Annotated in this window: 24 protein-coding genes; 16 read left to right on the plus strand and 8 right to left on the minus strand. The window is 63.0% G+C overall.

The genetic code is table 11. The features are described 5' to 3' along the window. Positions 1–71: 71 nt before the first annotated feature. Both gcvA (ASD64_RS00175) and ASD64_RS00180 read left to right on the plus strand, forming a co-directional pair. A complete protein-coding gene (gene gcvA, locus ASD64_RS00175; RefSeq protein WP_056098884.1) occupies positions 72–959 on the plus strand; it encodes a transcriptional regulator GcvA in 888 nt (295 codons plus the stop codon). 168 nt (positions 960–1,127) lie between these two features. Continuing rightward, the gene (locus ASD64_RS00180; RefSeq protein ID WP_056098887.1) at positions 1,128–2,534 is read left to right on the plus strand and encodes an MATE family efflux transporter; all 1,407 of its coding nucleotides are present in this window, start codon (positions 1,128–1,130) and stop codon (positions 2,532–2,534) included. On the opposite strand, the gene ASD64_RS00185 is transcribed toward ASD64_RS00180, so the two are convergent. The 6 genes from ASD64_RS00185 to speB all read right to left on the minus strand — a co-directional run bounded on the left by ASD64_RS00185 (position 2,521) and on the right by speB (position 8,412). Beyond that, positions 2,521–3,297 carry a carbon-nitrogen hydrolase family protein gene (locus tag ASD64_RS00185; RefSeq protein ID WP_156459941.1) on the minus strand — a complete coding sequence of 259 codons (777 nt, stop codon included), beginning with the start codon at positions 3,295–3,297 and terminating at the stop codon, positions 2,521–2,523. The two genes, ASD64_RS00180 and ASD64_RS00185, sit on opposite strands and share 14 nt — an antisense overlap. Further along, entirely contained in the window at positions 3,297–4,094 is a 798-nt protein-coding gene (locus tag ASD64_RS00190; protein WP_056098890.1) for an ABC transporter permease, read from the minus strand. Before ASD64_RS00190 ends, ASD64_RS00185 begins: the two co-directional genes overlap by 1 nt. Further along, positions 4,091–4,945, minus strand: a complete 855-nt coding sequence (locus ASD64_RS00195) for an ABC transporter permease (protein WP_056098893.1) — start codon at positions 4,943–4,945, stop codon at positions 4,091–4,093. Before ASD64_RS00195 ends, ASD64_RS00190 begins: the two co-directional genes overlap by 4 nt. Beyond that, complete coding sequence (locus ASD64_RS00200) at positions 4,942–5,976, minus strand: ABC transporter ATP-binding protein (RefSeq protein ID WP_056098896.1); 1,035 nt, start codon at positions 5,974–5,976, stop codon at positions 4,942–4,944. Before ASD64_RS00200 ends, ASD64_RS00195 begins: the two co-directional genes overlap by 4 nt. Positions 5,977–6,187: 211 nt before the next feature. Then, on the minus strand, positions 6,188–7,276 hold the full coding sequence (locus ASD64_RS00205; RefSeq protein ID WP_056098898.1) for an ABC transporter substrate-binding protein: 1,089 nt from the start codon (positions 7,274–7,276) through the stop codon (positions 6,188–6,190). A 77-nt stretch (positions 7,277–7,353) separates the two neighbouring features. After that, complete coding sequence (speB, locus tag ASD64_RS00210) at positions 7,354–8,412, minus strand: agmatinase (RefSeq protein WP_056098901.1); 1,059 nt, start codon at positions 8,410–8,412, stop codon at positions 7,354–7,356. Between the two features lie 188 nt (positions 8,413–8,600). Between speB and gcvA (ASD64_RS00215) the strand changes: the two genes are divergently transcribed. The 8 genes from gcvA (ASD64_RS00215) (at position 8,601) to ASD64_RS00250 (ending at position 17,249) form a co-directional block, all read left to right on the plus strand. Next, positions 8,601–9,572 (plus strand): transcriptional regulator GcvA, encoded by a 972-nt coding sequence (gene gcvA / locus ASD64_RS00215; RefSeq protein WP_056098904.1) that lies wholly within the window; start codon positions 8,601–8,603, stop codon positions 9,570–9,572. A gap of 142 nt (positions 9,573–9,714) precedes the next feature. After that, complete coding sequence (gene pncB, locus ASD64_RS00220) at positions 9,715–11,019, plus strand: nicotinate phosphoribosyltransferase (protein WP_056098906.1); 1,305 nt, start codon at positions 9,715–9,717, stop codon at positions 11,017–11,019. Positions 11,020–11,065: 46 nt separating this feature from the next. Then, positions 11,066–12,484 (plus strand): hypothetical protein, encoded by a 1,419-nt coding sequence (locus tag ASD64_RS00225; protein WP_056098910.1) that lies wholly within the window; start codon positions 11,066–11,068, stop codon positions 12,482–12,484. 153 nt (positions 12,485–12,637) lie between these two features. Continuing rightward, positions 12,638–13,942 carry an ABC transporter substrate-binding protein gene (locus ASD64_RS00230; protein WP_056100098.1) on the plus strand — a complete coding sequence of 435 codons (1,305 nt, stop codon included), beginning with the start codon at positions 12,638–12,640 and terminating at the stop codon, positions 13,940–13,942. 38 nt (positions 13,943–13,980) lie between these two features. After that, the gene (locus ASD64_RS00235; protein ID WP_056098913.1) at positions 13,981–14,862 is read left to right on the plus strand and encodes a branched-chain amino acid ABC transporter permease; all 882 of its coding nucleotides are present in this window, start codon (positions 13,981–13,983) and stop codon (positions 14,860–14,862) included. After that, positions 14,859–15,824 carry a branched-chain amino acid ABC transporter permease gene (locus ASD64_RS00240; protein ID WP_056098915.1) on the plus strand — a complete coding sequence of 322 codons (966 nt, stop codon included), beginning with the start codon at positions 14,859–14,861 and terminating at the stop codon, positions 15,822–15,824. Before ASD64_RS00235 ends, ASD64_RS00240 begins: the two co-directional genes overlap by 4 nt. Beyond that, complete coding sequence (locus tag ASD64_RS00245) at positions 15,821–16,549, plus strand: ABC transporter ATP-binding protein (protein WP_056100101.1); 729 nt, start codon at positions 15,821–15,823, stop codon at positions 16,547–16,549. The genes ASD64_RS00240 and ASD64_RS00245 overlap by 4 nt, the downstream gene beginning before the upstream one ends. Beyond that, positions 16,542–17,249, plus strand: coding sequence for an ABC transporter ATP-binding protein (locus tag ASD64_RS00250; protein ID WP_056098918.1), 708 nt, complete (start codon positions 16,542–16,544; stop codon positions 17,247–17,249). Before ASD64_RS00245 ends, ASD64_RS00250 begins: the two co-directional genes overlap by 8 nt. Positions 17,250–17,259: 10 nt before the next feature. Here ASD64_RS00250 and ASD64_RS00255 read toward each other — a convergent pair whose 3' ends face one another. Together ASD64_RS00255 and pncA are read right to left on the minus strand one after the other, a co-directional pair. After that, positions 17,260–18,585 (minus strand): sodium:proton antiporter, encoded by a 1,326-nt coding sequence (locus ASD64_RS00255; RefSeq protein ID WP_082549818.1) that lies wholly within the window; start codon positions 18,583–18,585, stop codon positions 17,260–17,262. Positions 18,586–18,753: 168 nt separating this feature from the next. Beyond that, positions 18,754–19,353 carry a bifunctional nicotinamidase/pyrazinamidase gene (gene pncA, locus ASD64_RS00260; protein WP_056098923.1) on the minus strand — a complete coding sequence of 200 codons (600 nt, stop codon included), beginning with the start codon at positions 19,351–19,353 and terminating at the stop codon, positions 18,754–18,756. A 217-nt stretch (positions 19,354–19,570) separates the two neighbouring features. On the opposite strand from pncA, the gene ASD64_RS00265 reads away from it, so the two are divergent. Genes ASD64_RS00265 through ASD64_RS00290 form a run of 6 tightly spaced genes read left to right on the plus strand, consistent with a single transcriptional unit; the run spans position 19,571 to position 26,626 of the window. Continuing rightward, positions 19,571–20,428, plus strand: coding sequence for an FAD binding domain-containing protein (locus tag ASD64_RS00265; RefSeq protein WP_056098927.1), 858 nt, complete (start codon positions 19,571–19,573; stop codon positions 20,426–20,428). Next, positions 20,425–23,181: a molybdopterin-dependent oxidoreductase gene (locus ASD64_RS00270; protein ID WP_056098931.1), complete on the plus strand. Its 2,757-nt coding sequence runs from the start codon at positions 20,425–20,427 to the stop codon at positions 23,179–23,181. The genes ASD64_RS00265 and ASD64_RS00270 overlap by 4 nt, the downstream gene beginning before the upstream one ends. Further along, positions 23,178–24,716, plus strand: a complete 1,539-nt coding sequence (locus ASD64_RS00275; RefSeq protein ID WP_056098934.1) for a hypothetical protein — start codon at positions 23,178–23,180, stop codon at positions 24,714–24,716. The genes ASD64_RS00270 and ASD64_RS00275 overlap by 4 nt, the downstream gene beginning before the upstream one ends. Beyond that, positions 24,713–25,591 carry a UPF0280 family protein gene (locus ASD64_RS00280; protein ID WP_056098936.1) on the plus strand — a complete coding sequence of 293 codons (879 nt, stop codon included), beginning with the start codon at positions 24,713–24,715 and terminating at the stop codon, positions 25,589–25,591. Before ASD64_RS00275 ends, ASD64_RS00280 begins: the two co-directional genes overlap by 4 nt. Further along, on the plus strand, positions 25,584–26,168 hold the full coding sequence (locus ASD64_RS00285; RefSeq protein WP_056098939.1) for an amino acid synthesis family protein: 585 nt from the start codon (positions 25,584–25,586) through the stop codon (positions 26,166–26,168). The genes ASD64_RS00280 and ASD64_RS00285 overlap by 8 nt, the downstream gene beginning before the upstream one ends. Positions 26,169–26,215: 47 nt before the next feature. After that, positions 26,216–26,626, plus strand: coding sequence for a MarR family winged helix-turn-helix transcriptional regulator (locus tag ASD64_RS00290; protein ID WP_056100107.1), 411 nt, complete (start codon positions 26,216–26,218; stop codon positions 26,624–26,626). Positions 26,627–26,629: the final 3 nt, after the last annotated feature.

The following is a 26,629-nucleotide window of genomic DNA, read 5'->3' on the forward strand; positions in this document are numbered from 1 at the left end:
CGATATCGCCCTAAAATGCCTGTATTTCCAATCGAACCTCAATCATCACCCATAAAGAGAGCTTATGCTTTATGGCCAACCAGCTTCCGCCTCTCGCCGCGATCAGGGTCTTCGAGGCCACCGCCCGCCACCTCAGCTTCACCCGCGCCGCGGAGGAACTGGGCATGACGCAGGCAGCAGTGAGCTACCAGATCAAGCTGCTGGAAGAACGCGTCGGCGCGCCTTTGTTCCTGCGCAAGCCGCGCCAGATTCTGCTCACGGATGCGGGACGCCGCCTTGCGCCAGCATCCACCGAGGCATTTGCGCTGCTGAGCGAAGCCTATGCGGCAGCGCGCGGCGGCGCCGAGGGCGTCTTGTGCGTCAGTAGCCTGCTGACCTTCGCCTCGAACTGGCTGGCCCAGCACCTCGGCTCCTTTCAACTTGCCCACCCTTCGCTGGCGGTCAGGGTCGACACGTCCAACCGGCTGGTGGATTTCGCCCGCGAAGACGTGGACATCGCCATACGATCGGGCAGCGGGGTATGGCCGGGCGTCGAGACCCATATGCTGTTCAAGGCCGACTTCACGCCGATGCTGAGCCCGAAGCTTGCAGCCAGCATCGGCGGCGTGAAGGAACCGGCCGATCTGCTGCGCCTGCCGATCCTCGACCCCGAAGACCGCTGGTGGCGAGACTGGTTCGCCGCCGCCGGACTGTCTTCCGATGAGCTTGCCAGCCGGCCCGGCACAAGCATGGGCGCCCAGGCTTATGAGGCAAACGCCGCCATTGCCGGTCACGGTGTGGCGATCCTGACACGGGAACTGTTCAAGACCGAAGTCGCCGACGGTCGTCTCGTCCAGCCATTCGACCTGGTTGGCGACGACGGCCATGCCTACTGGCTGGTCTATCCGACATCCCGGCGCAATGTGCCCAAGATCCGGGCTTTCCGCGATTGGATTTTGACCGAAATCGCCGGCCTTTGAACCGGTGGGACTACGCTGGCACAATCGACAAGGCGTGCCGACGACTTGCCCCGAAGGCCAAACTCAGGCAAAAGCCGCGGCTCGGCGTGGGAATTTGCGGCCTTCCGCGCCGGAAATTGACGGCTTCCGGACTGTTGTCCGACGTGCCGTGACCGGAAAGTGCGAACAATGTCTGCGATCGAAACCGGCGCGCGAGCACCGGAAAATCTCTGGCGTGACGAGATCAGGGCGACGCTCGCCCTGGCCTGGCCCATGGTGCTGACCAATCTCGGCCAGACCGCGATGACGGCCACCGACGTCATGATGATGGGCAGGCTGGGGCCGGATACGCTGGCCGCCGGCGCGTTGGGTTCCAATCTCTATTTCATGCCGCTGGTGTTCGGCCTCGGCCTCATGCTCGCCACCTCGCCAATGATGGCGACCGAGCTTGGCCGCAAGCACAACTCGGTGCGCGACATTCGCCGCACCGTGCGCCAAGGGTTGTGGCTGGCGGTTCTGATCTCCCTTCCGATCTGGGTCTTCCTGTGGAATGGCGAGGCAGTGCTGGTGGCGATGGGACAGGACCCTGCCCTGTCGCATCAAGCCGGCGTCTACATGCGCTGGCTGCAGTGGGCCGTCTTGCCGTTCTACGGCTATATCGTGCTGCGTTCGTTCATTTCGGCGCTGGAGAGGCCCGGCTGGGCGCTGGTGATCGTGTTCCTGGCTGTGGCAGGCAACGTGCTGCTCAACTGGACGTTCATGTTCGGAAACCTGGGCGCTCCCGCCATGGGTATTGCCGGCTCAGGCTTCGCGACGACCATCTCCAGCCTGCTGATGTTTGCAGGCATGTCTCTGGTGATCCTCAAGGAGCGCAAGTTCCGGCGCTACCGGCTGTTCGGCCGTTTCTGGCGTGCGGACTGGCCGCGCTTCAAGGGGTTGTTGCGGCTCGGCATGCCGATTGCGGGCATCCTCGCCTTTGAGGTGACGATCTTCAACGCAGCCGCCCTGTTCATGGGCTTGATCGACGCCGCTTCACTGGCCGCGCACGCCATTGCCATCCAGATCGCGTCGATCTCCTTCATGGTCCCGTTGGGCCTGAACCAGGCGGTGACGGTGCGTGTGGGGCTGGCGCACGGGGCCGGCAATCCGGAAGGCGTGAGCCGGGCCGGCTGGACCGCCTTTGTCATGGGCGTCGGCTTCATGGCGCTGATGGGGCTGGTGATGATCCTGCTGCCGCACATGCTGATCAGCGCCTTCATCGACGTAAGCGATCCGTCCAATGGTCACGTCATCGAACTGGCCGTATCGTTCCTGGCCTTCGCGGCGCTGTTCCAGATATTCGACGGGGCGCAGGCCGTGGCTGCCGGCATGCTGCGCGGCTTGCACGACACGAAAGTGCCGATGATCTATGCCGCGCTCGGCTATTGGGGGATCGGCCTGCCGCTCGGCGCATTGCTGGCCTTCCGCTTCGGCTTTGCAGGCGTGGGCATCTGGATGGGCCTGTCGTCAGGCTTGGCGGCGGTTGCCGTGCTGCTTCTGGCGCGCTGGCTGCGCCGCGACCGGCTGGCGCCGCCGGTCAATTTCAGCCAAGCCTGAGGTCGGCGAGATACGGGTTCTGCTCGGCCGCTTGCTGGAAGGCAGCCGGATCGAGGTCGGCGATCTGCAGGTCCTCGCCAGTGCCTCCGGCAGCCGCGAGCAGCGTGCCGTCCGGCGCGGCTATGCCGGAAAGGCCGGCATAGGCAAAGCGCGCATCCGCGCCGCAATGATTGACATAGGCAACGAAAAGCTGGTTCTCGAACGCCCGCACAGGGATCATCTTGCGGGCAATGAAATCGGCATGGTCGCTTGCCGGCAAGGCTGTCGGGACCAGCACGACCTGCGCGCCCGCCTTCGCCAGGCGGCGCACATTCTCGGGGAACTCGACATCGTAGCAGATCAGCATGCCGAACCTCATGCCGGCATGCTCGAGGATGCGGGCAGACGGTCGCTCAGCGTCAAACAGGCCGCGCTCATAAGGACCGTAAAGGTGCGATTTGCGATAGACGACCGGCGGCTTGTCGCCATCGACGAACAAGGCGCTGTTATAGACGGTTGCCCCGGCGCGTTCGGCAAAGCCGGCAAGTATGGCGACACCGGTCTCGCCTGAGACTACGGCGAGGCGCCGCCAACTCGCGCCATCGGGAGCCTCGGCCAGTTCTGCCATGGCTGGACCGGCGCCGTAGCCGGGCAAGGCAAGTTCCGGCGCAACGAGTAGATTCGCCCCTTGTGTCGCTGCCTTGCGAACCGCGCTTTCAATGCTGGCGAGATTGGCCGCGACATCGCCGGCCTTCGCTTCCATCTGATAGACCGCCAGCCGCATCAGTTGCCGTCCGAACCCATGGCGCCGAGCAGACGCCTGATGTCGCCAAAGCGCGCGATCGAGCCGAACACGAGCGCGGCCACGGCGACGAAGAAGACGGAAACCGAGGCCATGGTCGGCGTGTAGCCGTAGCGCAAGGCGTTGAATATCTTGATCGGCAGCGTTTCGGTGGTGAAGCCGATGGTCATGTAGGCGACGATGTATTCGTTGAGCGAGAGCACGAAGGCGAAGGCGTAGCCCGACACCAGGTAAGGCAGGATCAGCGGCAGCACCACGGTCTTGAGCACCGTGCGGTCGTCCGCTCCCATCGTCGCCGCGGCCTCGACCAGCGAGCGGTCGATGGAGGCAAAGCCGAGAGACAGCGTCACCAAAGGCAGGGTCACGAAGAAAATGGCGTGACTGACGATGGCCGTAAAGAACTGGCCGAACAGGCCGACGGTCGCCCAGAAAGTGAGGAAGCCGAGCGCGGTGATGACGGGCGGCAGGATGAAGGGGGCAAGGCCGAGGACCTGGAAGATGTTGGCCCATGGCGCGATCCGCCGCCACAGGAACCAGGCCAGGGGCAAGGCGATGGCAACCGCGATGGCCGCGGAACATACGGCGAGCGTGACCGAATGGATAAGCGCCAGACGCCATTCCGGATCCGTGAATATCTGGCCATACCAGGACATGGAAAAACCGCGCGGGGGAAAGGTCAGTTCCTGCTTTTCGTTGATCGAGACGCCGGCAACGACAATGAGCGGCGCCGCCAGAAACAGCGCCACGAGCGTGAAATAAAAGCGGCGCAAAGCGGTCACAGCGCATTCTCCTTACGCCCGACGAGAAGCATCATGCCGACCAGCGCCAGCGAAATCAGCACCAGGAACACCGCCATTGCCGCCGCAAACGGCATGTTGGACTGGTAGATCGCCTGGTCGGTGATCAGCACCGACAGCGTCCAATGCTGGGGGCGTCCGAGGATTTGCGGCAGGAGGTAGGAGCCGAGCGCAAAGACGAAGACCATGATCAGCGTCGCCACTATGGTGTTGCGCAAGGCTGGCGTGACGACATTGAAGAAGGCGAGCAGCGGCGAGGCCCCAAGGGTGCGCGCAGCCTCCAGCAAGGTCGGATCGAGACGCACAAGCGCAGGGTAAAGCACGAGGATCGTATAGGGCAACGCCTGGTAGACCATGCCGGTCAGCACCGCGCCGAAGCTGGGCAGCAGCGCGACCGGTTGCTCCATCAGGCCCAGCGCAACGAACAGGTTGGTGATGCCGGCGGTGCGTGAAAACAGCGTCGACCAGGCAAAGCCGATGATGACCTCGGATAGCGACAGAACCGAAAGCAGGCCGACCAGCCACAGCGTCTGCACGCGGCGGGGGCACCGGGTCAAAAGGTAGGTGAAGGGGAAGGCGATTGCCACGCAACAGAGCGCCACGATGATGGCAAGCACCAGCGAAAAGCCCAGGACCGAGCCGAAGAAAACCGACAGGAAGCGGGCGTAATTGTCGATGACGAAGTCGGGTGTGTAGAAGCCGGCAGGGTCGCGCTTGAAAAAACTCACCACGATCATCGTCGAGAACGGCACGACGAAGAAAATCACCAGCATGAAGCCGGGGAAGAAAAGCGGCGTGTAGTCGGCTACGGTTTTGGGTGCTTCGCGCCTCATGGCTTGAGTACCACGCAGCTTTCCGGCGGCAGGACGATTCCGACGCTCTGCCCGACGCTGACATTGGGCCGCTCGCGCGGCGTCGCAACGGCGATGATGGTGGTGCCGCCGACATCGACGAAGGTTTCGATGGTACCGCCGAGATCGCGCACGAAGCTGACGGTGCCGGTAAGCGCGCCGCTGCGGGGCGCCGCGACGCCGACGTCCTCCGGGCGAATGGAGAGCGAAGCCTTGCTCATGCCGGCGGGTAGGGAAAGACCGGCAACGGCGGTGAGAACGGTCGCGCGGCCGGCGCCGTCGGTTTCGATCGGCAACAGATTGGTGATGCCGATGAAGTCGGCAACGAAGGCGTCCGCCGGCTTGCGATAAATTTCGATCGGCGGCGCTGCCTGCAGGATCTTGCCCTTGCCCATGACGACGACGAGGTCGGCCATGGTCATGGCTTCGCGCTGGTCGTGGGTGACGACGATGGTGGTGATACCGAGCCGCTGCTGCAACTGGCGCAGTTCCACCTGCATGTCCTCGCGCAGTTTGGCGTCGAGTGCCGAAAGCGGTTCGTCGAGCAGGAACAATTTTGGCGAAAGGGCGAGCGCGCGGGCAATGGCGACGCGCTGGCGCTGACCGCCGGAAAGCTTGGCGACAGGACGGTCGGCAAAGTCCGGCAGATGGATCAGCGCCAAAAGGTCCTCGACGCGCTTGCGCTGCTCTTCTTTGGGCTTGCCGCGAATGCGCAACGCGTAGGCGATGTTGTCGCCGACGGAAAGATGCGGGAACAGGGCGAGCGACTGGAACACCATGCCGAGATTGCGCTTATGCGTCGGCAAGGCCGTGATGTCGTCGCCGTCCAACACGATGGCGCCACCGGTCGGCTCCTCAAGCCCGGCGATCATCCTGAGCAAGGTCGTCTTGCCGCAGCCGGACGGGCCAAGCAGGCAAACGAAAGTGCCGTGCGGGACCGTCAGGTTGACGTTGTCGACCGCGGAAAAGTCGCCGAACTTCTTGGTGATGTCGTTGATGGCAAGACCGGACATGGGAACTCCTGCAAAGACGGCTGACCGCAAGGGCACCGCGCTTACCCCCTTGCGAGGGAGAGTTGGGGAGTGAACCGTATCAGCAATCTGTGGACCGGGGCCAAGGGAGAAGAAAGTATCCAGCGATACTTCTTCACCCTCACTGCCTCGCGGCTTTTGCGCTGCGCGGTTCATCTTCCGAGCCTCCCGCAAGGGAGATGTGGCAGCGCCGTCAACCGACGATCAATTCGGTCCACTTCTGGTTGATCCAGTCCGCTTTGGACGTATAAAGATCATAGCGCGGAATGATCGGCTCGATGTCCGCCGACACCGCTGCAAACTCCTCCGGCTTAAGGTCGAGAACCTCCTTCTTCAGCGTCGGAGCCGTGCCCACCTTGCGCGACATCAGGCCCTGGATCGCCGGCTGGCTCATATAGTCGATGAAGGCGTGGGCTTCATCGACCTTGGTCGAGGCGCGCGACAGGGCCCAGTTGCCGGAATCCTGAATGCCGCCTTCCTTGGGGAAGGTCGAGCGGACAGGGAAGCCGTCGGCCGCCGCGAGGCCGGTGACGTCGTGGTAATACTGGCCCATCGGGATTTCGCCCGACTTCAATGCCTGCTCGAACTGAGCCTCGTCGCGGTACCACAAACGCACATTCGGCTTGACTTCCGCCAGTTTCTCGAAGGCCTTGTTGAGCCCGTCTTCTGTGTCCAGCGCATTGGTGCCGCCCATGAAGGTCTTGGCCGTGACCTCGAGCAGGAAGGAATTGGACGCCAGCGCGAGCAGGCCGAGCTTGTCCTTGTTCGCCGGATCCCACAGGGCTGCCCAGGAGGTCGGCGCCTCCTTGTAGGTGTCGGTGTTGGTGACCAGCGTAATATACCAGGCCACGGCTCCAATGCCGGCAACGCGCCCGTCCGGATACTTGTTGATGAAGCGGTCGAGCAGGTCGCCATAATGCTTGAACTTGGACGTATCGAGCGGCTGCCAAAGCTCGGTCGACTGGCCCTTCAGCGTCGATGTCTGCGACATCATCGAAAGGTCGGCCGGCGCCTGTCCCGCCTTGGCGGCCTGTTCGAGTTGAACCAGCCACGCCTCGCCGGTCGGTTCTGCCACCGATTCCACCGCAATGCCGGTCGCCTTGGTGAATTCGGGGAAAATGTGCTCGTCGAACGACTTCTTGAAGTAGCCGCCATAGACGCCGACCTTCAGCGATTTGTCCTGCGCGCGCAGCACCGCCGGCATGGCGAGCAAGCCGGCGGCGGCCACGCCTGCGCCGAGCACCGTGCGTCGGGTGAACCTGTTGTTTGTGAAATCAGTCATGGTCGTCTCCCTTGTTCCGGCTTGGCCGAGTTCCCTTGTTATACGAATTCTACGCCTTTTCGATCACGCTGTCTTTGTCACCGACCGCCTTGCAGGGCCGGGCTGAACACCATCAGGCTCAGAATCTCGAACAGCACCTGCGCGCCCGCATGAGCGGTATTGGTGGTCGCGTCATATTGCGGCGCGACCTCGACCACGTCGCCGCCGACGAGGTTCACGCCCTTCAGGCCGCGCAGGATCTCCAGCACCTCGCGCGTGGTGAGCCCCCCCACCTCCGGCGTTCCCGTGCCGGGCGCGAAGGAAGGATCGAGGCTGTCGATGTCGAAGGAAAGATAGGTCGGGCCGTCGCCGACGATCTTCCTTGCACGCTCGATCACGGCTGGAATACCGAGGCCGGTGACTTCCTCGGCATGGATGACGGTCATGCCGGATTCGTAAGTGAATTCCCACAGATATTCCGACGAGCCGCGAATGCCGATCTGGATGGTGCGGGTCGGGTCGAGCACGCCGTCCAGCACCGCGTTGCGGAACGGACCGCCATGGTGGAACTTGGTCAGATCGTAGGCGCCGCCGGTGTCGCAATGGGCGTCGATATGGATCATGCCGACCGGCCGGTTCTTGCCGACCGCCTTGAGGATCGGGTGGCTGACGGAATGGTCGCCGCCGACCGACAACGGGATGACGCCGGCATCGACAACCTGGTTGATGCGCTTTTCGATGTCGTCATGGCTGAGTTCGAGCCGGTAGCGACTCTGGAACGGAACGTCGCCGATGTCGGCGACCTTCAGTTCATAGGTGGGCGCGCAATCGAGCACGTGGTTGTAGGGGCCGATGCGCTCGATGGACCGCAGGGCGCGCGGCCCGAAGCGCGAGCCGGTGCGATTGGTCACGCCGAGGTCCATCGGGATGCCGATCATCGCGACCTGAAGGTCGCCGAAATCCGGATTTTCCACCGAGATTTCACGGTAAGGGGCGTCAAGAAGGGTCGGCATGCCCGCATAGGGCGCTACCCGCGTGCCGCTCTTGGAAAAGATCTTGTCGGCGACGCGGCGGAACTTCGGGTCGAACAATTCGCCGCCGTGTGCCTCGCCATATTTGGCGCGCAGCGCATCGAGCTTTGATTGATTGAAGCCCATCTTCGCATCTCCTCCCTGAGACACGGCATGCACGAACCCGCGTGGAAGGCATTGGCAGCCTTCGATGCCGTATTGTCCGATGATCGTGCGATTGTCGGAGAGGGCGAATGGAAAATCAATTGATATTGTTATAGGTGATGTTGTGAGAAAAACTAACAAATAGAGAATTGCGGCGAGGGATTGAAACGATGGCGAAGCGATTGCCTCCCCTAAATCCTCTTCGTGCCTTCGAAGCCACGGCCCGCCACTCCTCGCTGACCAAGGCGGCGGGTGAACTCCACGTGACGCATGGAGCGATCAGCCACCAGATCAAGGCGCTGGAACAGTCGCTCGGCGTCAAATTGTTCGAGCGGGCGGGCCAGCGCCTCAAGCTCACCCCACACGGCGCCGAACTCCTGCCGGCGATCTCCAATGCCTTTGACGGGATAGCTGCCGCAACGCAGCGCCTGACAAGGCCGGCCAGCACCGGCACGCTGTCGCTTTCCTGCGTGCCCGCGCTGCTGTCGCTGTGGGTGATCCCGCGCCTTGGCAGCTTCACGTCGCAATATCCGGACATCCGGCTGACGCTGAACGGCTCCAACGATGCGCAGGACATCCGTTCGCCCGACATCGACCTGTGCCTGCATTACGGCAACGGCGGTTGGAGCGACTGCTGGCTGCGCAAATGGTCAGGCCTCGAACTGTTTCCGGTGGTCAGCCCGACGCTGATCAACACCCGCCCGCTGCGCACCATCCGCGACCTCGCCAACCACGTTATCCTGCATGGCGACGACGGTCGCGAATGGCACACATGGCTGGCCGCAGCCGACGCGCTGGATCTGGGGCGCGGCCGACGGCAGCATTTCAGCGACGCCCATCTTTCGATAGGTGCTGCCTTGCATGGAAACGGCGTGGCGCTCGGCGACACGGTGACGGCAAGCGATTTGTTGGCGCGCGGGCAATTGGTGGCGCCGTTCGGGCTGTCGGTGCCGGCGGTCGACGACTTCTACGTGATCTGCCGCAACGAAATGCGCTCCGCTCCGATCGTACAGGTTTTCATCGACTGGCTGTTCGCCGAAAAGGGGGAAGCCGACGACAGGCCGACAGCAACGGTGGCGGCGCGCGCCGGCATGCGCCGCAAGCGGCAGGTCTCGAAGCCCGGCCAGCAAGCCAAGTCCTGAGCCTGATGACGACCTAAGTCGTTGCGGTTGCACGCCGTTCTTTTTATCGGGCCAAGCCGAAAGCGGGCAGCGCTTTGGAAAAATCGATGCTATGAGGCTGATGGGCGGACCCTGTTCCGAGCAGCGAAGGCAACCTTGACTCATGGCCAAGACTGACATTGCGCGGCGCGTCTACAACCACACCTGGAAGCTCGATCCGATCGTGCGCAGCCTGCTCGACACGGATTTCTACAAGCTTTTGATGCTGCAGATGATCTGGGGCATGTATCCCAAGGTCGACGCCACCTTCTCGCTCATCAACCGCACGACCTCCGTTCGCCTGGCCGATGAGATCGACGAAGGGGAATTGCGCGAGCAACTCGACCATGCGCGAACCCTGCGCTTTTCCAAGAAGGAAATGATCTGGCTGGGCGGCAACACCTTCTACGGCCGCAAGCAGATTTTCGAGCCGGAATTCCTCGCCTGGCTGGAAGATTTCCAGCTTCCCGACTACCACCTTGCCAAGCGCGACGGCCAGTACGAACTGACCTTCCCCGGTCCGTGGATGTACACGACGGTTTGGGAAATCCCGGCACTGGCCATCATCAACGAACTGCGCTCGCGCTCGGCAATGAAGGCATTCGGACCGTTTGCGCTCGACGTTCTCTATGCGCGCGCCAAGTCAAAGATGTGGGCCAAGACCGAACAGCTCAAGAAGCTGCCCGATATCAATATTTCGGATTTCGGCACAAGGCGGCGTCATTCCTTCCTGTGGCAGCGCTGGTGCGTCGAGGCCCTGAAGGAAGGTATCCGCGATTCCTTCACCGGCACCTCCAACGTGCTGCTGGCCATGGACAACGACCTCGAGGCCGTCGGCACCAATGCGCACGAACTGCCCATGGTGCTCGCCGCACTGGCCGACAGCGAGGCGGAATTGCGAGAAGCGCCCTACAAGGTGTTGCAGGACTGGCAGCGCTACTATGGCGGCAATTTGCTGATCGTGCTGCCGGACGCGTTCGGGACTGCTGCCTTCCTGCGCGATGCGCCGGACTGGGTGGCCGACTGGACCGGCTTCCGGCCCGATAGCGCGCCTCCCATCGAAGGCGGCGAAAAGATCATGACGTGGTGGCGCGAGAAGGGGAAGGACCCCAGGAACAAGATCCTAATCTTTTCCGATGGACTGGAAGTCGAGACCATCGTCGAGGCTTACCGGCATTTCCACGGCAAGGTGCGCATGGCCTTCGGCTGGGGCACCAACCTGACCAACGACTTCGAGGATTGCGCTCCGGTACCGACCGATCGGCTGAACGCGATATCGCTGGTGTGCAAGGTCACCGAAGCCAACGGGCGACCAGCCGTAAAGCTCTCTGACAACCCCGAAAAAGCCACCGGCGACAAGGCCGAAATCGCGCGCTATTTGCGCATCTTCGGTGAAAAGGATCGCGTCAGGCAATTGGTGAAGGTGTGACGAAGGCCTGCGCAATCCGGTTGCGATGAAGTCTGGTCCGCACCCCATGGCGCGCCGATCCTTCCGGGCAGCGCCGATCGCGTATTTCTTCCTTTTGGCCGTCGCATCCGTGCCGACGCCTGCCCTCGCCCATGCATCGGATCGTGGCCATGTGCTGCTTCTGCCGACCGGCTACTATGCCGTTGGAGGCGCATTCGCGGTTGGGGCGTCCTTTCTCGTTCTTGCTTTGTTGCCGCCCGATCTGCTGGAACGGCTTTGGCGCAAGCGCCTGACATTGTTTCACTGGTCGGACGGCCTTCGTCCGCTTGTCAGCCTGTTTTGCTTCATCTGCTTTGCCGGCCTGATTGCGGCTGGCCTGTTCGGCAGCCGCGACCCGCTGTCCAACCCCCTGCCCCTCAGTATCTGGACACTGATGTGGGTCGGGCTGACGCTGTTGCACGGCCTGTTCGGCAATCTCTGGTCGTGGCTCAATCCATGGTACGGGCCGTATCGGCTTGCCATGCGGCTGACAGGCGGTTCGGATGGGAAAACCCAACTTCCTCATCGGCTCGGCTGCTGGCCGGCGGTGGCGCTGCTGTTTACCTTCGCATGGTTCGAACTGGTCGATCCGGCGCCGGACGACCCGGCCCGCCTGGCGTTGGCAGCCGGCCTCTATTGGCTCGCGAGCTTCGCTGCCATGCTGGTGTTCGGATATGGCGAGTGGAGCCGCCGCGGCGAGTTCCTGTCGGTATTTTTCGCCATTGTGTCTCGCTTTGCCCTGACGGAACGGGATCGTGCAAACCGCTTGCGGCTATGTTGGCCGAGCGCCCGGCTTCTCGATGCTGAAACACTGCCGCCGAGCGGCGTCGCCTTCATCCTGCTGGCGCTGTCGTCAGTCTCGTTCGATGGCCTGTCGAAAACCTTTTTCTGGCTCGGCCTCAACGGCATCAACCCATTGGAATTTCCGGGCCGCACGGCACTGATCGGCATCAGTTCCACCGGCCTTTTGCTGACCTTTGCCGCTCTCGCAACGGTGTTCCTGCTAGCCGTTTTCGCCGGGCAAAGGATGGCGGGCGACAACTCCCCCTCACGGGCAAGTGCCGGGCTTCTGGTCTGGTCGCTCGTGCCGATCGCGCTTGCCTATCACATAGCCCACTACCTGACCTCGCTGCTGGTCGACGGACAATATGCGATCGCCGCGCTCTCGGACCCGTTTGGACGAGGCTGGAACCTGTTCGGCACGGCGCATATGCAGATCCAGGCCGGCATCGCCGCCGGCGCGGCATCGGCGTGGATCCTGTGGAATATTCAGGCCAGCGCCATCATAACCGGCCACATGCTTGCGGTTCTTGTCGCGCACGGGCTTGCGTTTCACTTGCATCCCGATTCCCGCAAGGCGGCTCTGAGCCAGTTTCCGCTCACCTTGCTGATGATCGGCTACACGGTTTTCGGATTGTGGCTGCTGGCGACGCCGACTGCCGGTTAGGCGCGCGGAAGCGCTCCGGGGCTTCGCGCAATGGTTTCTTGCCATGTTCCGGCTTTGATGGTTTAGCTTTCGCCCACATGATTTTTCCCGTTTGCAACCGGCGCAATTTTCGCACTTCAATCAATGCCACAACTGAAAACAGGGAACGACGCCATGACTGATCGGCAAGGATTTTTCGACCTCGGCAAGACAGGCATTACGCGCCGGACAGTGATCAAGGGTCTCGCCGCCACCGGTGCCGGCGTGGTCGCTCCTGGTTTCGTTCGGTATGCACAGGCGCAAAGCTCCGCCCCGATCAAGATCGGCTTCCAGTGCCATCGCACCGGCATCGGCGCCGCCTATGGCCGCTGGTACGAAAAGACCACCAATGCCGCGATCAAGCTGATCAACGAGGCCGGCGGCATCAATGGACGCCAGGTCGAAATCATCATCGAGGACGACGGCACCGATGCCGGGCGCGGCGCCGAAGTGGTCGGCAAGTTCGCCAACCAGCACAAGACCGACATCATCTATGGCACGTTGTTCTCCAACGTGGTCATCGGCTCGGCGCCTACCGCCGGCGAACTGAAAATCCCTTATTATGTGGTGAGCGAAGGCTACCACGTCGCCTCCGGCAAACTGAACCGCTACTGCCTGCAGCCGGGCATCACCGACGTGCGCGCGCAGGTGACGTCGGTGGCGCCGTGGATCGCGGCCAATGCCGGCAAGAAGGTCACCATGGTGTTTCCGGACTATGCCTTCGGCTACGATCATCGCGACTACCTGCCGCCCGCATTGAAAAAGGCCGGCGCCGAAATCATCGCCCAGATCGCCATCCCGCCGACGGAAAGCTCGTTCACCAAATACTTCCCGCAGATTCCTGCCGATACCGACGTCATCTATCACGTCATGGTCGGCCCGGCGGTGCTCACTTTCGTCAAGGAACTGGGCGAATTCTATGGCTCCAACGGCCCCAAGCTGTTCGGCTTCATCGATTCGCTGGAAGCGGTGGACATCAACAGCCCCGGCCTCGACTATCTTGACGGCAGCCACTTCTGGGAAGGCGCGCCGCGCTATGCGCAGGCCGACGACAGCGACGCGATGAAAGCCTACCGGGCCGCAGTCGGCATCGACGACAATGGCGCTTCGGTGAGCGACCCCAAGGACGTTTCGACCGCGGCCCACATGTTCGGCTGCTGGGAAACGCTCTACGTCATCAAGAAGGCGATGGAAGACAGCGGCTACAAGGGGCCTGAAGACCGCGCCAAGCTGATCGAGGCCACCGAGGCGCTGACCGAGTTTGCCGAGGGGCCCGAGCATCCGCAGGGCAAGAAGGTCTTCAACGGCAAGATCCACCAGGTCTTCGGCACGCAGAACATCTCCAAGCTGGAAGGCGGCAAGCTCACCGTGGTTCACAAGACCTCGATCGAAGACGGCCAATACGAGGCCGAGGCGGACTACACCACGCAGCCGCTGTGATCCGGCCGCGACTGGCTTCGATCGGGCAGCCCAACTGAATGGCCTTTGGACCTCACCTTCTGCTGGCGGTTCTGGAAGGGCTGGTCACCTCGGCCGTGCTTGCCCTGACGGCGCTCGGCCTGTCGCTGGTGTTCGGCGTCATGCGCGTCGTCAATGTCGCGCATGGCGAACTGTTCATGCTGGGAGCCGTGCTTGCCTGGGCAATCACCACCACGATCGGCGGCAATCCGGCGATCGGCTTCATGGCGGCGCTCGTGCTCGCCCCACTGATTGTCGGCGCGGTGGCGCTGGCGGCCGAACGGCTGGTGCTGCGCAAGGTGAACTACGATCCCGAGGCCACCATCGTCGCGACGATCGGCCTGCTCTACATCATCCAGCAACTGGCGCTGACCTTCTACGGCGCGGACGCGCGGCCCGTCCCGCCGCCGTTCAACATGCGCATCTCGTTGCCCTGGTTCGGCTATTCCGGCTACAAGCTTTCCATCATCGGCGCTTCGGCCCTGCTGCTCATCCTGTCGTGGCTGGTCATGACGCGCACGAAAGCCGGCCTGATCATGCGCGCCACGCAATATGACCGCGAAACGGCGCAGGCCTTCGGCATTCCGGTCGACCGTGTCTATGCCGGTGTGTTCGCGCTGGGCGCCATGCTCGCCGCGGTGGCTGCGGTGCTGATCGTGCCGATCAGCCAGGCGCACTATCTCATGGGGCAGGACCCGCTGCTGCTGTCCTTCATCGTGGTCATTATCGGTGGACTGGGCTCATTGCGCGGCACGGTGGTGGCGGCAGTTCTGATCGGCGTTTCGGATGGCGTCATCTCGATGTTCTTTTCGCCGACACTGGCCAAGATGATCGCCACCTTGCTGGTCGCGATGGTTCTGGTGTTTCGCCCACACGGCCTGTTCGGCAAGGCGGCGCAATGACGGAAGGTTCGTCACCGGCCAAAGCCTACGCGCTGCACCTGGCGGTCGTCGCCTTCCTGTTCGGGCTCAATTTCGTCCTGCCTGCCTACCATCATGGCTTGCTGGCCCGCATCCTCGTGCTCGCCACCTTCGCCATGGGCTACAATCTGTTGTTCGGCTATGTCGGCCTGCTCAGCCTCGGGCACGCCATGTTCTTCGCGGCCGGGCTCTACGGGGCTGGACTTGGCGTGCACCATTACGGCCTGTCCGTCCCTCTTGCCTTCGTTGCGGCACTTTTCTGCGGAGCGGCATTGTCTCTGGTGATCGGGCTGCTGGCGCTGCGCACATCCGGCGTCGCCTTCATGATCGTCACGATGATGTTCGCCCAGGTGCTCGCATTGGCCATCCTCTATTTTGCGCCGCTGACCGGCGGCGACCAGGGTCTCGTGCTCCAGCAGCAGGAGCGCGTGATCCAACTTGGCAACACGGTGCTGGACCTCACCAACCCTACAGTGCGCTACATGACTGCACTCGGGCTGTTTTCAGTGGTCCTGCTGCTGATGCTGGCCATCGTTAGATCGCGTTTCGGGCGCGTGCTGATCGCCGTTCGCGAGAATGAGGAGCGCACGCGCATGCTGGGCTACGACACTTTCACCAACAAACTGACCGCCATGGTGGTTTCCGGCGTCATCTGCGCCGCCGCCGGCGGGGCCTATGCGCTGTTGTTCGGTTATGTCGGCGCCAATTTCGCATCGGTGCAGTACTCGATCCTGCCGCTGCTGTGGGTGCTTTTAGGAGGGGCCGCAACAACGCTCGGACCGCTCATCGGCACGCTGTTCATGTACTATGTCGTCGATATCACCAGCAGCTATACATCCGCCTACCTGCTGATCGTCGGCATCGCGCTGATCGTGCTCGTGCTGTTCTTCCCGAAAGGCATCCTGGGTACGATCAGACAGCGCTTGCTGCGGTGGCTGCCATGATGCCGCTGATGACCACCAGGGGCTTGTCACGCCATTTCGGCGGCCTGCGCGCCGTCGACAATGTCGACTTCGCCCTGATGCCGGGAGAGATCCGCGCCGTCATCGGCCCGAACGGTGCCGGCAAGACCACCTTCGTCAGCCTCGTATGCGGACGCATCGAACCGTCAAGCGGTATGATCGTCTTCGACGGCTCCGACATCACCAATCTGCCGGCGCACAAGCGCGTGCGTCTGGGCATCGCCTACACGTTCCAGATCACCAGCATTTTCGCAAATCTCAGCGCCTATGAAAATGTCGCCCTGCCGGTGCAACGCACGCTGACCGACGGCCGCTCGAAGGGGCATGTGCATGCGGGGGTGATGGAGGCGCTCGACCGCGTCGGGCTGGCCGATCGCGCGACCCTCCCCGCCGGCCAACTCGCCTATGGCCACCAGCGCCTGCTCGAAGTGGCGATGGGCCTGGCGCTGAGACCGCGCCTGCTGGTGCTGGATGAACCCACGCAAGGATTGGCCGACAGCGAGATAGAGAACTTCATCGAACTGGTACGAGAAATCGCCCGCGATGCCACCGTGTTGATCATCGAACACAACATGCCGGTGGTGATGGAACTGGCCGACCGCATCACGGTGTTCGACGCTGGACAGGTTTTGGCCGAAGGAACGCCGGAGGCCATTCGTGCCAACACCGCCGTCCAGCGCGCCTATCTGGGGGCGAGCGATGGCTGACGCGCTGACCATCTCGGGGCTCGACTGCTCTTATGGCGATGTGCAGGTGCTGCACGGTCTCGATCTTACCTTGCGCAGGGGCGAGATCCTGTGCCTGCTTGGCCGCAACGGCGCCGGCAAGACGACGACGCTGAAAGCGATCATGGGGCTGGTGCCGGCCCGCCAAGGTTCGATCATGCTCGACGGCACCGAGTTGACCGGTTTGCCGGCGCATGAAGTTCCGAAAGCCGGCATCGCCTATGTGCCGCAGGGCCGACGCCTGTTTGCCGAAATGACGGTTGCCGAAAACCTGGAGATCGGCCTCAACGCACGCCACAGGGGCCGTGCCACCCGCGAAGCTGCGCTGGATCTGTTTCCCTTGCTCAGGGAGCGGCTGAAGCAGCGCTCGGGCACCTTGTCGGGCGGCGAACAGCAGATGCTGGCGATGGCGCGCGCGCTGTGCGTGGAACCGCAAGTGCTGCTTCTCGACGAACCCACCGAAGGCCTGATGCCGTCGATGATCCAGAAGATCCGCGAAGCGGTTTCGCAACTGCGCGAACGCGGCGTCTCCACCATACTGGTCGAGCAACGGGTCGACGCGGTTCTGTCGGTCGCCGACCGGGTTTCGTTCATCGAAAACGGCCGCCACCGCGAAACGGTCGAGGTCGAGCAATTGCGGGCCGATCCTTCGGCCGTGAAACGCTATGTCGGGGTTGGCTGAGCTTCACCACTCAGCCAAAGAAGATCAGGCTCGACACGATAAACACCGGGATCAACACCAGACCGGACCACAGCATATAGCCGAAGAAGCTCGGCATGTTGACGCCCTTGTCCTTGGCAATGGCGTAGACCATGAAGTTCGGCGCGTTGCCGATATAGGTGTTGGCGCCCATGAAGACAGCGCCCGCGGATATCGCGGCCAGCGTCGATGCGTACTCGCTCATCAGATGCTGCGGATCGCCGCCAGCCATCTCGAAAAAGACGAGATAGGTCGGCGCATTGTCGAGGAATGACGACAGCATTCCTGTCAGCCAGAAATAGGCAAGGTCGTTTGGCTGGCCCGATGGCAAGGTCACCAGCGACACCAGCGGACCGAGTGACCCGTCCAGGCCGGCCCTCAGGATCGCCACCACCGGCACGATGCAGATGAAGATACCGGCGAACAGCTTGGCGACTTCGGCGATCGGCCCCCAGTTGAAGCCGTTCGCGATCCGATACTCCTTGCGCGACACGGCAAGCGAGACGAAGGCAAGCGCCAGGATGATGACGTCGCGAACGAGGTTCTGCAACTCGACCGTGACTCCCTGAACGGTGAAGGCGATGCCGGGCTTCCATGAAGCCGACATCAGGATCGCAGCAATCACGCCCGCAAGCAGCGGCAGATTCGGCAAGCCGCGGATGCGCACCTTCGAATCGGGCGTCGGATCCTTGACCTTGGGCGCGCCCTGCTCGCCGCGGTGAAGGATCACGTCGAGCACGACGAACGCCGCCAACACCAGTCCGCCGACGAACAGCGTGTCGGGCAGGATATGGACCGTGGTCCAGAAGAAGTCGACGCCACGCAGGAAGCCGACGAACAGTGGCGGATCGCCGAGCGGCGTCAACGATCCCCCAATATTCGACACCAGGAAAATGAAGAAAACCACGACATGCGCGTTGACTGGCCGGTTGTCGTTGGCGCGGATGATTGGCCGGATCATGACCATCGAGGCTCCGGTCGTGCCGATCACCGAGGCCAGAATGGCGCCGATCAGCAGCAGGCCGGCGTTGACCAGCGGCGTGCCGTGGATGTTGCCGGCGATCAGGATGCCGCCCGAAATGGTGAACAGGGCAAACAGCAAGATGATGAACGACATGTATTCCAGAAGCACCGCGTGCAGCACAGCTTCCGCCGCGATCGGGATGCCGTAGCCGACGACCAAAGGCACGACGACAAGGGCAGACCAGAAAGCGGTGATCTTGCCGTAATGGTGCTCCCAGAAATGGGCAAACAACAGCGGCCCGGTGGCGATGCATAAAAGCAAGCCGGCAAACGGCAATGCCCACCAAAGCGACATTGCAGTCCCCGGCAGGCCATGGGCTTCGGCGGCAAAAACGGGGCTTGCGGCAAGGCCCGTCAGGGCCAGGGTGGCCGTCAGAATTCCAAGAATACGCACTCGTCCCCCGTCCGTTCCCCAAAATAACCGCCGCCGGGAATTGGCGGCGTCAACTCAATCTTGTCCAACCTAGACCAGCTTGACGCCAGCCTGGCGCATGCGATCGACCATGGTCTCGACCGAGCCGTCGAGGTCGATGCCGCGACAGGCGTCAATCCGCACGGTGGTCGCAAAACCATGTTTCACCGCATCCAGAGCCGAGTAGGCAACGCAAAAGTCGGTGGCAAGGCCGACCAATGTAATTGTGCCGATGCCACGTTCCTTGAGATAGCCCGCCAATCCGGTCGGCGTCTCATGGTCATTTTCGAAGAAGGCCGAATAGCTGTCGATTGCCGTACGAAAGCCCTTGCGGACGACCAGTTCTGCCTTGGCCCAGGCGAGGCCTGAATGAAAATCCGCGCCAAGGCTGCCCTGGATGCAGTGATCCGGCCACAATGTCTGGTCGCCATAAGACATGGCGATCGCCTCGAACGGCTTGCTGCCGGGATGGCTGGACGCAAAACTCGAATGGCCTGCCGGATGCCAGTCCTGGGTCAGGACGACATGTTCGGTATTGCGGATCATGTCGTTGACCAGCGGCACGATCTCATCGCCGCCCGTGACCGCCAGTGCGCCGCCGGGACAGAAATCATTTTGCATGTCGATGACGACGAGCGCTTCGCTAGCCATGAAGCCTCCTTGTGGACCGATTGCACAACTCCCCGATGGGGCCGCTGTAACTTGACCAGATGCAAGCCTACGTCAACCTCAAAGCCACATTCCAAAAGCCGCTTTGACAATCGATAGCGGCTTGATATCATTTGCATACGAATGAATTTGACCGGCACCGAAAGCCGGCTGGGCCAAGGGAACGGCCAGCACTTGCGTGGCAAAGGGAAGGCAAGGCGTGATCCGTTACGCAAAACCCACCACGGTCGCCGAGGCGTTGTCGCTGCTCGGGGAAGACAACTGGCGAATTCTGGCTGGCGGCACCGACTTCTACCCCGCACAAGGCACCAAGCCGCTGCGCGAAAATATCCTCGACATCAATGGATTGGCCGAGTTGCGCGGCATCCTGGAGACCAGTTCCCATTGGACGATCGGCGCGCGCACGAGTTGGGCAGAGATCGAAAGACATCCCCTGCCCGGCTGCTTCGATGCACTCAGGCAAGCGGCGCGCGAAGTCGGGTCCCGCCAGATCCAGAACGTTGCCACCGTGGCAGGCAACCTCTGCAACGCCTCACCGGCGGCCGACGGCGTGCCGGCCCTGCTCATCCTCGACGCCGAGGTTGAAATGCGTTCGGCCAAGGCGACGCGTTACCTGTCGCTCAGCGCCTTCATTCTCGGCAACAGGCGAACCGCCTTGCAACCGGACGAAATGGTTTGCGCCATCCGCATTCCGAAGTCGGTAGCAGTGGGAATATCCGCTTTCCACAAGCTCGGCGCACGACGCTATCTCGTCATCTCGATAGCCATGGCGGCAGTTAGGCTGATCATCGAAGATGGCATCGTTGCGGATGCGGCCATCGCAGTAGGAGCCTGCTCGGCCGTTGCCAAGCGGCTTGCCGGCGTGGAAGCCGCGTTGAGGGGCTGCAAGACAGGCCGGTCCATAGAAGCGGCCATCATGCAGGCGCCGATTGAGGAATTGGCGCCGATTGGCGATGTGCGCGGTACGGCGAACTACAGGCTGGACGCCGCCCGCGAGATCGTGGCGCGCGCCGCATTGGCCATCGTCGATACGGCCGACAAAAAGGCCGCGGCATGAACCCGAGGCTCGCCCAGACCGCGTTCGAGGTGAACGGCGCTGCGGTGTCCCTGCCGGTTTCGCCGGTGCGGCGGCTGAGTTCGGTGCTGCGCGACGACCTGCATCTGACCGGAGTGAAAGTGGGATGCGACGCCGGCGACTGCGGCGCCTGCACGGTCCTCGTCGATGGGGAGCCCGTCTGCGCCTGCCTGATGCCGGCTGCCTCCGCCACCGGCACGAAAATCACGACCGTCGAAGGGCTGGCGAACGGCAGCCTGTCGGCGCTGCAAGCCTCGTTTCTCGAACATGGCGCGGCGCAATGCGGTATCTGTACCCCTGCCCTTCTGGTGGCGGCAACCGCACTGCTGGCGCGTGTGCCCGAGCCGAGCGAAGCTGAAGTGCAGGACGCGCTGGGCGGAATCCTTTGCCGCTGCACCGGCTATCGCAAGATCATCGCCGCCGTGATGGCGGCACCGCAACGGCAACCTGCTGCGGGCATCGACTTCCGGCTTCCCCCCACCGGCTGTGCCATTGGCGCGTCCCCGGTGCGGCTGGATGGCGCTGCAAAAGTTACCGGCGCCGAAAAATTCGGCGCGGACGCGTTTCCTGAAAATGCGCTTGCAGTGCTCGTCGTGCGCTCGCCGCATTATCATGCACGCTTTGGTTTCGGCGATATCGACGGCTGGACACAGCTACATCCCGGCATCGTCGGCGTTTTCACCGCTGCCGACATTCCCGGCATCAACCGCTTCGGCGTTATCGCACCCTTCGCCGACCAGCCAGCTCTGGCCGAGCAGGAAGTGCGCTTTCGCGGTGAAGCGGTTGCGCTGATCGCGGGCGAGCGCGATGCCATAGCCGATCTGGATCTTGCCGATTTTCCGATCACATGGACCGAACTACCGCATATGCTGCAGCCCGGCGAGGCGGAAGCCGAAGGCGCGCATCTCGTCCATGAAAACAGGGCGGGCAACATCCTGACAAAAGGCTTTGTCGAGCATGGCGATCCGCGAACAGCCCTTGCCGGTGCAGGTTTTATCGTCTCGGGCGAGATCGAGACATCTTATGTCGAGCACGCCTATATCGAGCCGGAAGCAGGCCATGCCTATATGGACGGCAACACGCTGGTGATCGTCGCCTGTACGCAGGCGCCCTATATGGACCGCGCCGACACCGCCAAGGTGCTGGCTTTGGCGCCGGAAAAGGTACGAATCGTGCCGACCGCGACCGGCGGCGGCTTCGGCTCCAAGCTCGATATCTCGCTGCAACCGCTGATCGGGCTGGTTGCACTAAAAACCGGGCGGCCGGCAGCGCTGGCCTACAGTCGCAACGAATCCATGATTTCGACCACCAAGCGGCATCCGGCGTCGATGAAGGCGACCATTGGCACCAACACCGATGGCCGCATCTGCGGCATGGTCTTCGACGGCGATTTCAACACCGGAGCTTATGCAAGCTGGGGGCCGACCGTCGCCAACCGGGTTCCGGTCCATGCTTCCGGTCCCTATGTCACGCCGAACTACCGCGCCACCGGCCGCGCCATCCACACCAACGGCCCGATTTCGGGCGCGTTTCGCGGTTTCGGCGTGCCGCAAGCGACCATCATGCAAGAGACACTGTATGACGAACTCGCCGACAGGCTGGGCAGGGACCGGCTCGATTTCCGGCTGCAGAACTGTCTGCGCGAAGGCTCCGTTACCGTCACCGGGCAGGTGATGGACGCCAGCGTCGGCATTGCCGCTTGCCTTGAAGCGCTGACGCTGCACTGGACCCGTGCCCTTGCCGATGCGACCGCCTTCAATGCCTGCAACGACGCCGTCAAGCGCGGTGTCGGGATTGCCTCCTGCTGGTACGGCTGCGGCAACACCTCGCTCCCCAATCCATCCACCATCAAGGTCGCGGTATCGCCGGACGGCCATGTCGTGCTGCATCAGGGCGCCGTCGACATAGGCCAGGGCTCGAACACCGTCATTGCCCAGATCTGCGCCGACGCACTTGGCCTGCCGCTGGCAACGTTCCGCCTGAACAGCGCCGACACCGCCATATCTCCCGATGCCGGCAAGACCTCGGCGTCGCGCCAGACCTTCGTCACCGGCAAGGCCGCCGAAAAGGCCGGGCGGTCGCTGCGTGACCAAATCCTGCGCTTCGCCAATGTCTCGGCAAAGGCGACACTCGCCCTTAATGCCGGAACGGTTGTGGTGCGCGAAGGCGAGGCGGTGCGGCGCATCGATCTTGCGGCACTTCCAGCCAACGCCGACGGCTATGTTTTCCAGGCGACGGAGAGTTACGATCCTCCGACAACACCGCTCGATGAGAAAGGCCAGGGCAAGCCCTATGCTGTCTACGGCTATGGCGCTCAGATCGCCGAGCTTGAGGTCGATCTCAAGCTCGGCACCGTCAGGCTGGTGAAGATCACCGCCGCGCACGACGTCGGCAAGGCGATCAATCCTGTCATGGTCGAGGGGCAGATCGAAGGCGGAATCGCGCAAGGGATCGGCATGGCGCTGATGGAAGAGTATATTCCGGGCCGCACGGAGAATTTGCACGACTATCTGATCCCGACCATAGGCGACGTGCCGCCGATCGAGTCGATCCTCGTCGAAGTCCCCGACAGCGAAGGCCCGTTCGGCGCCAAGGGTCTCGGCGAACATGTGCTGATCCCGACCGCGCCGGCCATCCTCAACGCCATCCGCCATGCAACGGGCGTGCTTGTCACCAAGGTGCCGGCAACCCCGTCGCGCATCATGGCGGCGATCAAGGCGAGAGCAACCTCATGAGCGAGCTTTCCGAGCGCTTCGAAACGCATGAATCGGGCGAGAAGCAGATCGCCGAGAAGATCCGCTGCGATGCCTGTCCGGTGATGTGCTACATCGCCGAGGGCCGCACCGGCGCCTGCGATCGCTACGGCAATGTCGGCGGGCGTATCGTGCGCTTGGACCCGCTGACCATCCTCGACCATATGGCCGAGACCGGCGGCGCTGTCGTGCCCTTCGTGGCCGAGGGCGAAGATTGGAACGGCGAACTGGTCAATCCCGGTCGCCGCTTCGTCACAGCGATCGGTGCTGGCACTACCTATCCGGACTACAAGCCGGCCCCCTTCATCGTCAGCCAAGAAGTCGAGGGCGTCGACCTCGTCACTGTGGTGACGGAGGGTATTTTTTCCTATTGCGGCGTCAAGGTGAAAATCGACACCGACCGCCATCTCGGCCCGGAAACCGCAACGGTCAGGGTGCAAGGCGAAGCGGTCGGCCACGTCACCACCGGCGAATACGGCTCGCAAATGCTGTCGCTGGGCGGCGTGCATCATCTCACCGGCGGCTCCAAGGCGGAAGGCCGCGCCACATGCGATGCACTGCTCAACCTGTGCAACAGGAAGCCGGTGGAACTTGCAATCGAAGGCGGCGCCACTGTGGTCGTGGAAGCCGGCAAGCCGCCGGTCATCGACGGCAAACTCGAACAGCGCATGCGCGTCGGCTGTGGCTCGGCCACCATCGGCATGTTCGCTACGCAATGGCGGGGGCTGGTGGACGAGGTTGTGGTGGTCGACGACCACATCACCGGTGTCGTTTCCGAACACCAGGCGGGCAAGGTGCTGGATTGGCAAGATACCGGCATCAGGATCGTCGGGCGGCGCTCGACGCCGGGGCGCTACTTCAAGGTTTCGGAGCCGGGGCTTGGCTGGGGCGGCACAACGATTTCCGACCCTCTGTCGATCCTTGGCGAATGGAACGCCAAAAAAGGTGCCCGGCCCGGCCTGTCGATGCTGATGGTTTCCACCACCGGCGAGCAATTTGCCTATTACGAACTGGACGGCGACCTGAAGCCCATTCAAAAGCCGTTTCCCGAAAGGCTCGCCAAATCAGTGCGGCTGATCGAGGAGAACTGCGAGCCAGCGCTGTGCACCGTCCTTTTCGTCGGCGGCGCGGGTGGGTCGCTGCGCGCCGGCGTTACGGAAAACCCGGTCAACCTCACCCGCTCCGTGCACAGGCTGCAGACCTATGTGACAGTCGGCGGCGCACCCGTTTACGTCTGGCCCGGCGGCGGCATCACCCTGATGGTCGATGTCACCCGCGTGCCGGACAACGCCTTCGGCTATGTGCCGACGCCGGCGCTGGTGGCGCCGATCGAATTCACCATGCGGCGCGACACCTATGTCCAGCTTGGCGGGCATGAAAAGGAAATCCGCTCGATCGCCGACATCGTCGCCCATGGCGGCGAGTATCTGAACGCGCGCCATGTCTTGGGCGCGCCGTCACGTAATCCATGGCCGCCATTGGCGCAGCTTTGGCGACATGAAGGCGCGCCGCGATGAACGGCCCGCAAGCCAGTTGGCTGCAGGACGGCAAGCGGCTCCATCTCAACCATGGGCCGATCGACCTGATCGTCGAAGCGTTCGGCGACGAGGCAGAGCGGCAAGCCGCCTACCGCCAGGCGGTGGCGCGTTTCCAGACGATCTTGCCGGAGCTTGTCGAGGAACTGGCCGAACTGCGCCGCCCGGCTGGCAAAACACCACGCCACTTCGCGGGCCCGACCGCGCGCCGCATGGAGGCTGCCGTCGTGCCGGTGTCGCGCGACTTCATCACGCCGATGGCGGCGGTCGCCGGCTCGGTAGCCGACGAAATGCTGGCCACGCTCACCGCCGGGCGCAGGCTGGCAAAGGCCTATGTGAACAACGGCGGCGACAGCGCACTTCATCTCGCTACGGGACAAGGGATGTCGCTGTCGATTGCCGGCACCGGACACGGTCTCGCCGACAGGATTGTCATCCATGCCGAAGACGACGTGCGCGGCGTCGCGACGAGCGGCTGGCGCGGACGGTCGTTTTCGCTTGGCATCGCCGACGCCATCACCGTTCTGGCCCGCACAGGGGCCCAAGCCGATGCAGCGGCGACGCTGATTGCCAACGCCGTCGACCTTCCCGGCCATCCGGCTGTCGTTCGCGCATCGGCGAGCGATCTTGCTCCCGACAGCGATCTTGGCGGGCAGTTGGTCACCACCGATGTCGGAAAATTGACGGCAGCCGAAATCGACACCGCGCTGGAGAGCGGCCTTTCCGTGGCCAATGCGTTGCGCCGACGCGGCTTGATCCGGGCTGCCGCACTTTTCCTCGCAGGCGATGCTCGCTTGTGCGGCTCGCCCACGCTCTTTCTCAATCACGATGAATCGAAGGAACTTTTTCATGCCTGAATTTCCCATCCGCAAGATCGCGGTGCTCACGGAAGACATCTTCCACGAAGGCGGACCGGCCGCAGAGGAACCGCGCCGGCGCGCGGCTGCGCTGGCGATCGTGAAGAACCCGTTCGCAGGACGCTACGTCGAGGAACTTCAGCCGGCGATGGAAGACCTGAAGCCGCTCGGCCTGTTGCTGACCGACAAGCTGATCGCAGCGCTGGGCGGCGACATCAAGCCCATCGACGGCTACGGCAAGGGCGCGATCATCGGCAGCGACGGGGAGATCGAGCACGGCGCGCTGTGGCATGTTCCGGGCGGCTATGCCATGCGGGCGCGGCTTGGCGAAGCCAAGGCAATCGTGCCGTCGGCCATGAAGGTCGGCGCTTTCGGCTCGCGCCTCGACGTGCCGCTCGGCCATATAAACGCTGCCTATGTGCGAAGCCATTTCGACGCCTTCGAAGTCGGCGTTTCCGACGGCCCGCGGCCGGACGAAATCCTGTTCTGCCTCGCCATGAGCTGCGGCCCGCGCATCCATGACCGCATGGGCGGCCTTGCCGTCAAGGACATCAAGGTGTGGGACGGTCAGCGGTGAGCAGCGGCACCGCCGGGCCGGCGCTCGTCGAGGCGAACGACGACGCCATGGACGACTACCACCTGCAGGAGCAGGTCGGGTTCGTCCTGCGCAAGGCCAACCAGCGCCATCTGGCGATCTTTGCCGCACGCATCAGCGACCTGACCCCACCGCAATTCGCCGCACTCGCCAAGCTGCATGAGATTGGCGAGACATCGCAGAACCAACTCGGCGCGCTGATCGCCATGGACGCGGCAACGGTGAAAGGCGTCATCGATCGGCTCAAGGCGCGTGGCCTCGTCGACTTCGGCAAGCATGAGGCGGACAAGCGCCTTCTGATGGTCAAGCTGACCGCAGAAGGCTTCGCCATGATCGAGCGACTGATCCCGCTGGCTGAACAGATCACGCAGGAAACGCTTGCCCCTTTGACCGCGCGCGAGATCGGAACCCTGATGCGGCTGCTCGGCAAGATCACCTGAGAG

This window comes from Mesorhizobium sp. Root157 (assembly GCF_001427385.1).
Taxonomy (GTDB): Bacteria; Pseudomonadota; Alphaproteobacteria; order Rhizobiales; family Rhizobiaceae; genus Mesorhizobium.

Bases quoted from the DNA above. Each gene is read 5' to 3' on its own strand.
- gcvA (WP_056098884.1), top strand. From the start codon at position 72: ATGGCCAACCAGCTTCCGCCTCTCGCCGCGATCAGGGTCTTCGAGGCC.
- ASD64_RS00180 (WP_056098887.1), top strand. From the start codon at position 1,128: ATGTCTGCGATCGAAACCGGCGCGCGAGCACCGGAAAATCTCTGGCGT.
- ASD64_RS00185 (WP_156459941.1), bottom strand. From the start codon at position 3,297: ATGCGGCTGGCGGTCTATCAGATGGAAGCGAAGGCCGGCGATGTCGCG.
- ASD64_RS00195 (WP_056098893.1), bottom strand. From the start codon at position 4,945: ATGAGGCGCGAAGCACCCAAAACCGTAGCCGACTACACGCCGCTTTTC.
- ASD64_RS00200 (WP_056098896.1), bottom strand. From the start codon at position 5,976: ATGTCCGGTCTTGCCATCAACGACATCACCAAGAAGTTCGGCGACTTT.
- ASD64_RS00205 (WP_056098898.1), bottom strand. From the start codon at position 7,276: ATGACTGATTTCACAAACAACAGGTTCACCCGACGCACGGTGCTCGGC.
- speB (WP_056098901.1), bottom strand. From the start codon at position 8,412: ATGGGCTTCAATCAATCAAAGCTCGATGCGCTGCGCGCCAAATATGGC.
- gcvA (WP_056098904.1), top strand. From the start codon at position 8,601: ATGGCGAAGCGATTGCCTCCCCTAAATCCTCTTCGTGCCTTCGAAGCC.
- pncB (WP_056098906.1), top strand. From the start codon at position 9,715: ATGGCCAAGACTGACATTGCGCGGCGCGTCTACAACCACACCTGGAAG.
- ASD64_RS00225 (WP_056098910.1), top strand. From the start codon at position 11,066: ATGGCGCGCCGATCCTTCCGGGCAGCGCCGATCGCGTATTTCTTCCTT.
- ASD64_RS00230 (WP_056100098.1), top strand. From the start codon at position 12,638: ATGACTGATCGGCAAGGATTTTTCGACCTCGGCAAGACAGGCATTACG.
- ASD64_RS00235 (WP_056098913.1), top strand. From the start codon at position 13,981: ATGGCCTTTGGACCTCACCTTCTGCTGGCGGTTCTGGAAGGGCTGGTC.
- ASD64_RS00240 (WP_056098915.1), top strand. From the start codon at position 14,859: ATGACGGAAGGTTCGTCACCGGCCAAAGCCTACGCGCTGCACCTGGCG.
- ASD64_RS00245 (WP_056100101.1), top strand. From the start codon at position 15,821: ATGATGCCGCTGATGACCACCAGGGGCTTGTCACGCCATTTCGGCGGC.
- ASD64_RS00250 (WP_056098918.1), top strand. From the start codon at position 16,542: ATGGCTGACGCGCTGACCATCTCGGGGCTCGACTGCTCTTATGGCGAT.
- ASD64_RS00255 (WP_082549818.1), bottom strand. From the start codon at position 18,585: ATGTCGCTTTGGTGGGCATTGCCGTTTGCCGGCTTGCTTTTATGCATC.
- pncA (WP_056098923.1), bottom strand. From the start codon at position 19,353: ATGGCTAGCGAAGCGCTCGTCGTCATCGACATGCAAAATGATTTCTGT.
- ASD64_RS00270 (WP_056098931.1), top strand. From the start codon at position 20,425: ATGAACCCGAGGCTCGCCCAGACCGCGTTCGAGGTGAACGGCGCTGCG.
- ASD64_RS00275 (WP_056098934.1), top strand. From the start codon at position 23,178: ATGAGCGAGCTTTCCGAGCGCTTCGAAACGCATGAATCGGGCGAGAAG.
- ASD64_RS00280 (WP_056098936.1), top strand. From the start codon at position 24,713: ATGAACGGCCCGCAAGCCAGTTGGCTGCAGGACGGCAAGCGGCTCCAT.
- ASD64_RS00285 (WP_056098939.1), top strand. From the start codon at position 25,584: ATGCCTGAATTTCCCATCCGCAAGATCGCGGTGCTCACGGAAGACATC.
- ASD64_RS00290 (WP_056100107.1), top strand. From the start codon at position 26,216: ATGGACGACTACCACCTGCAGGAGCAGGTCGGGTTCGTCCTGCGCAAG.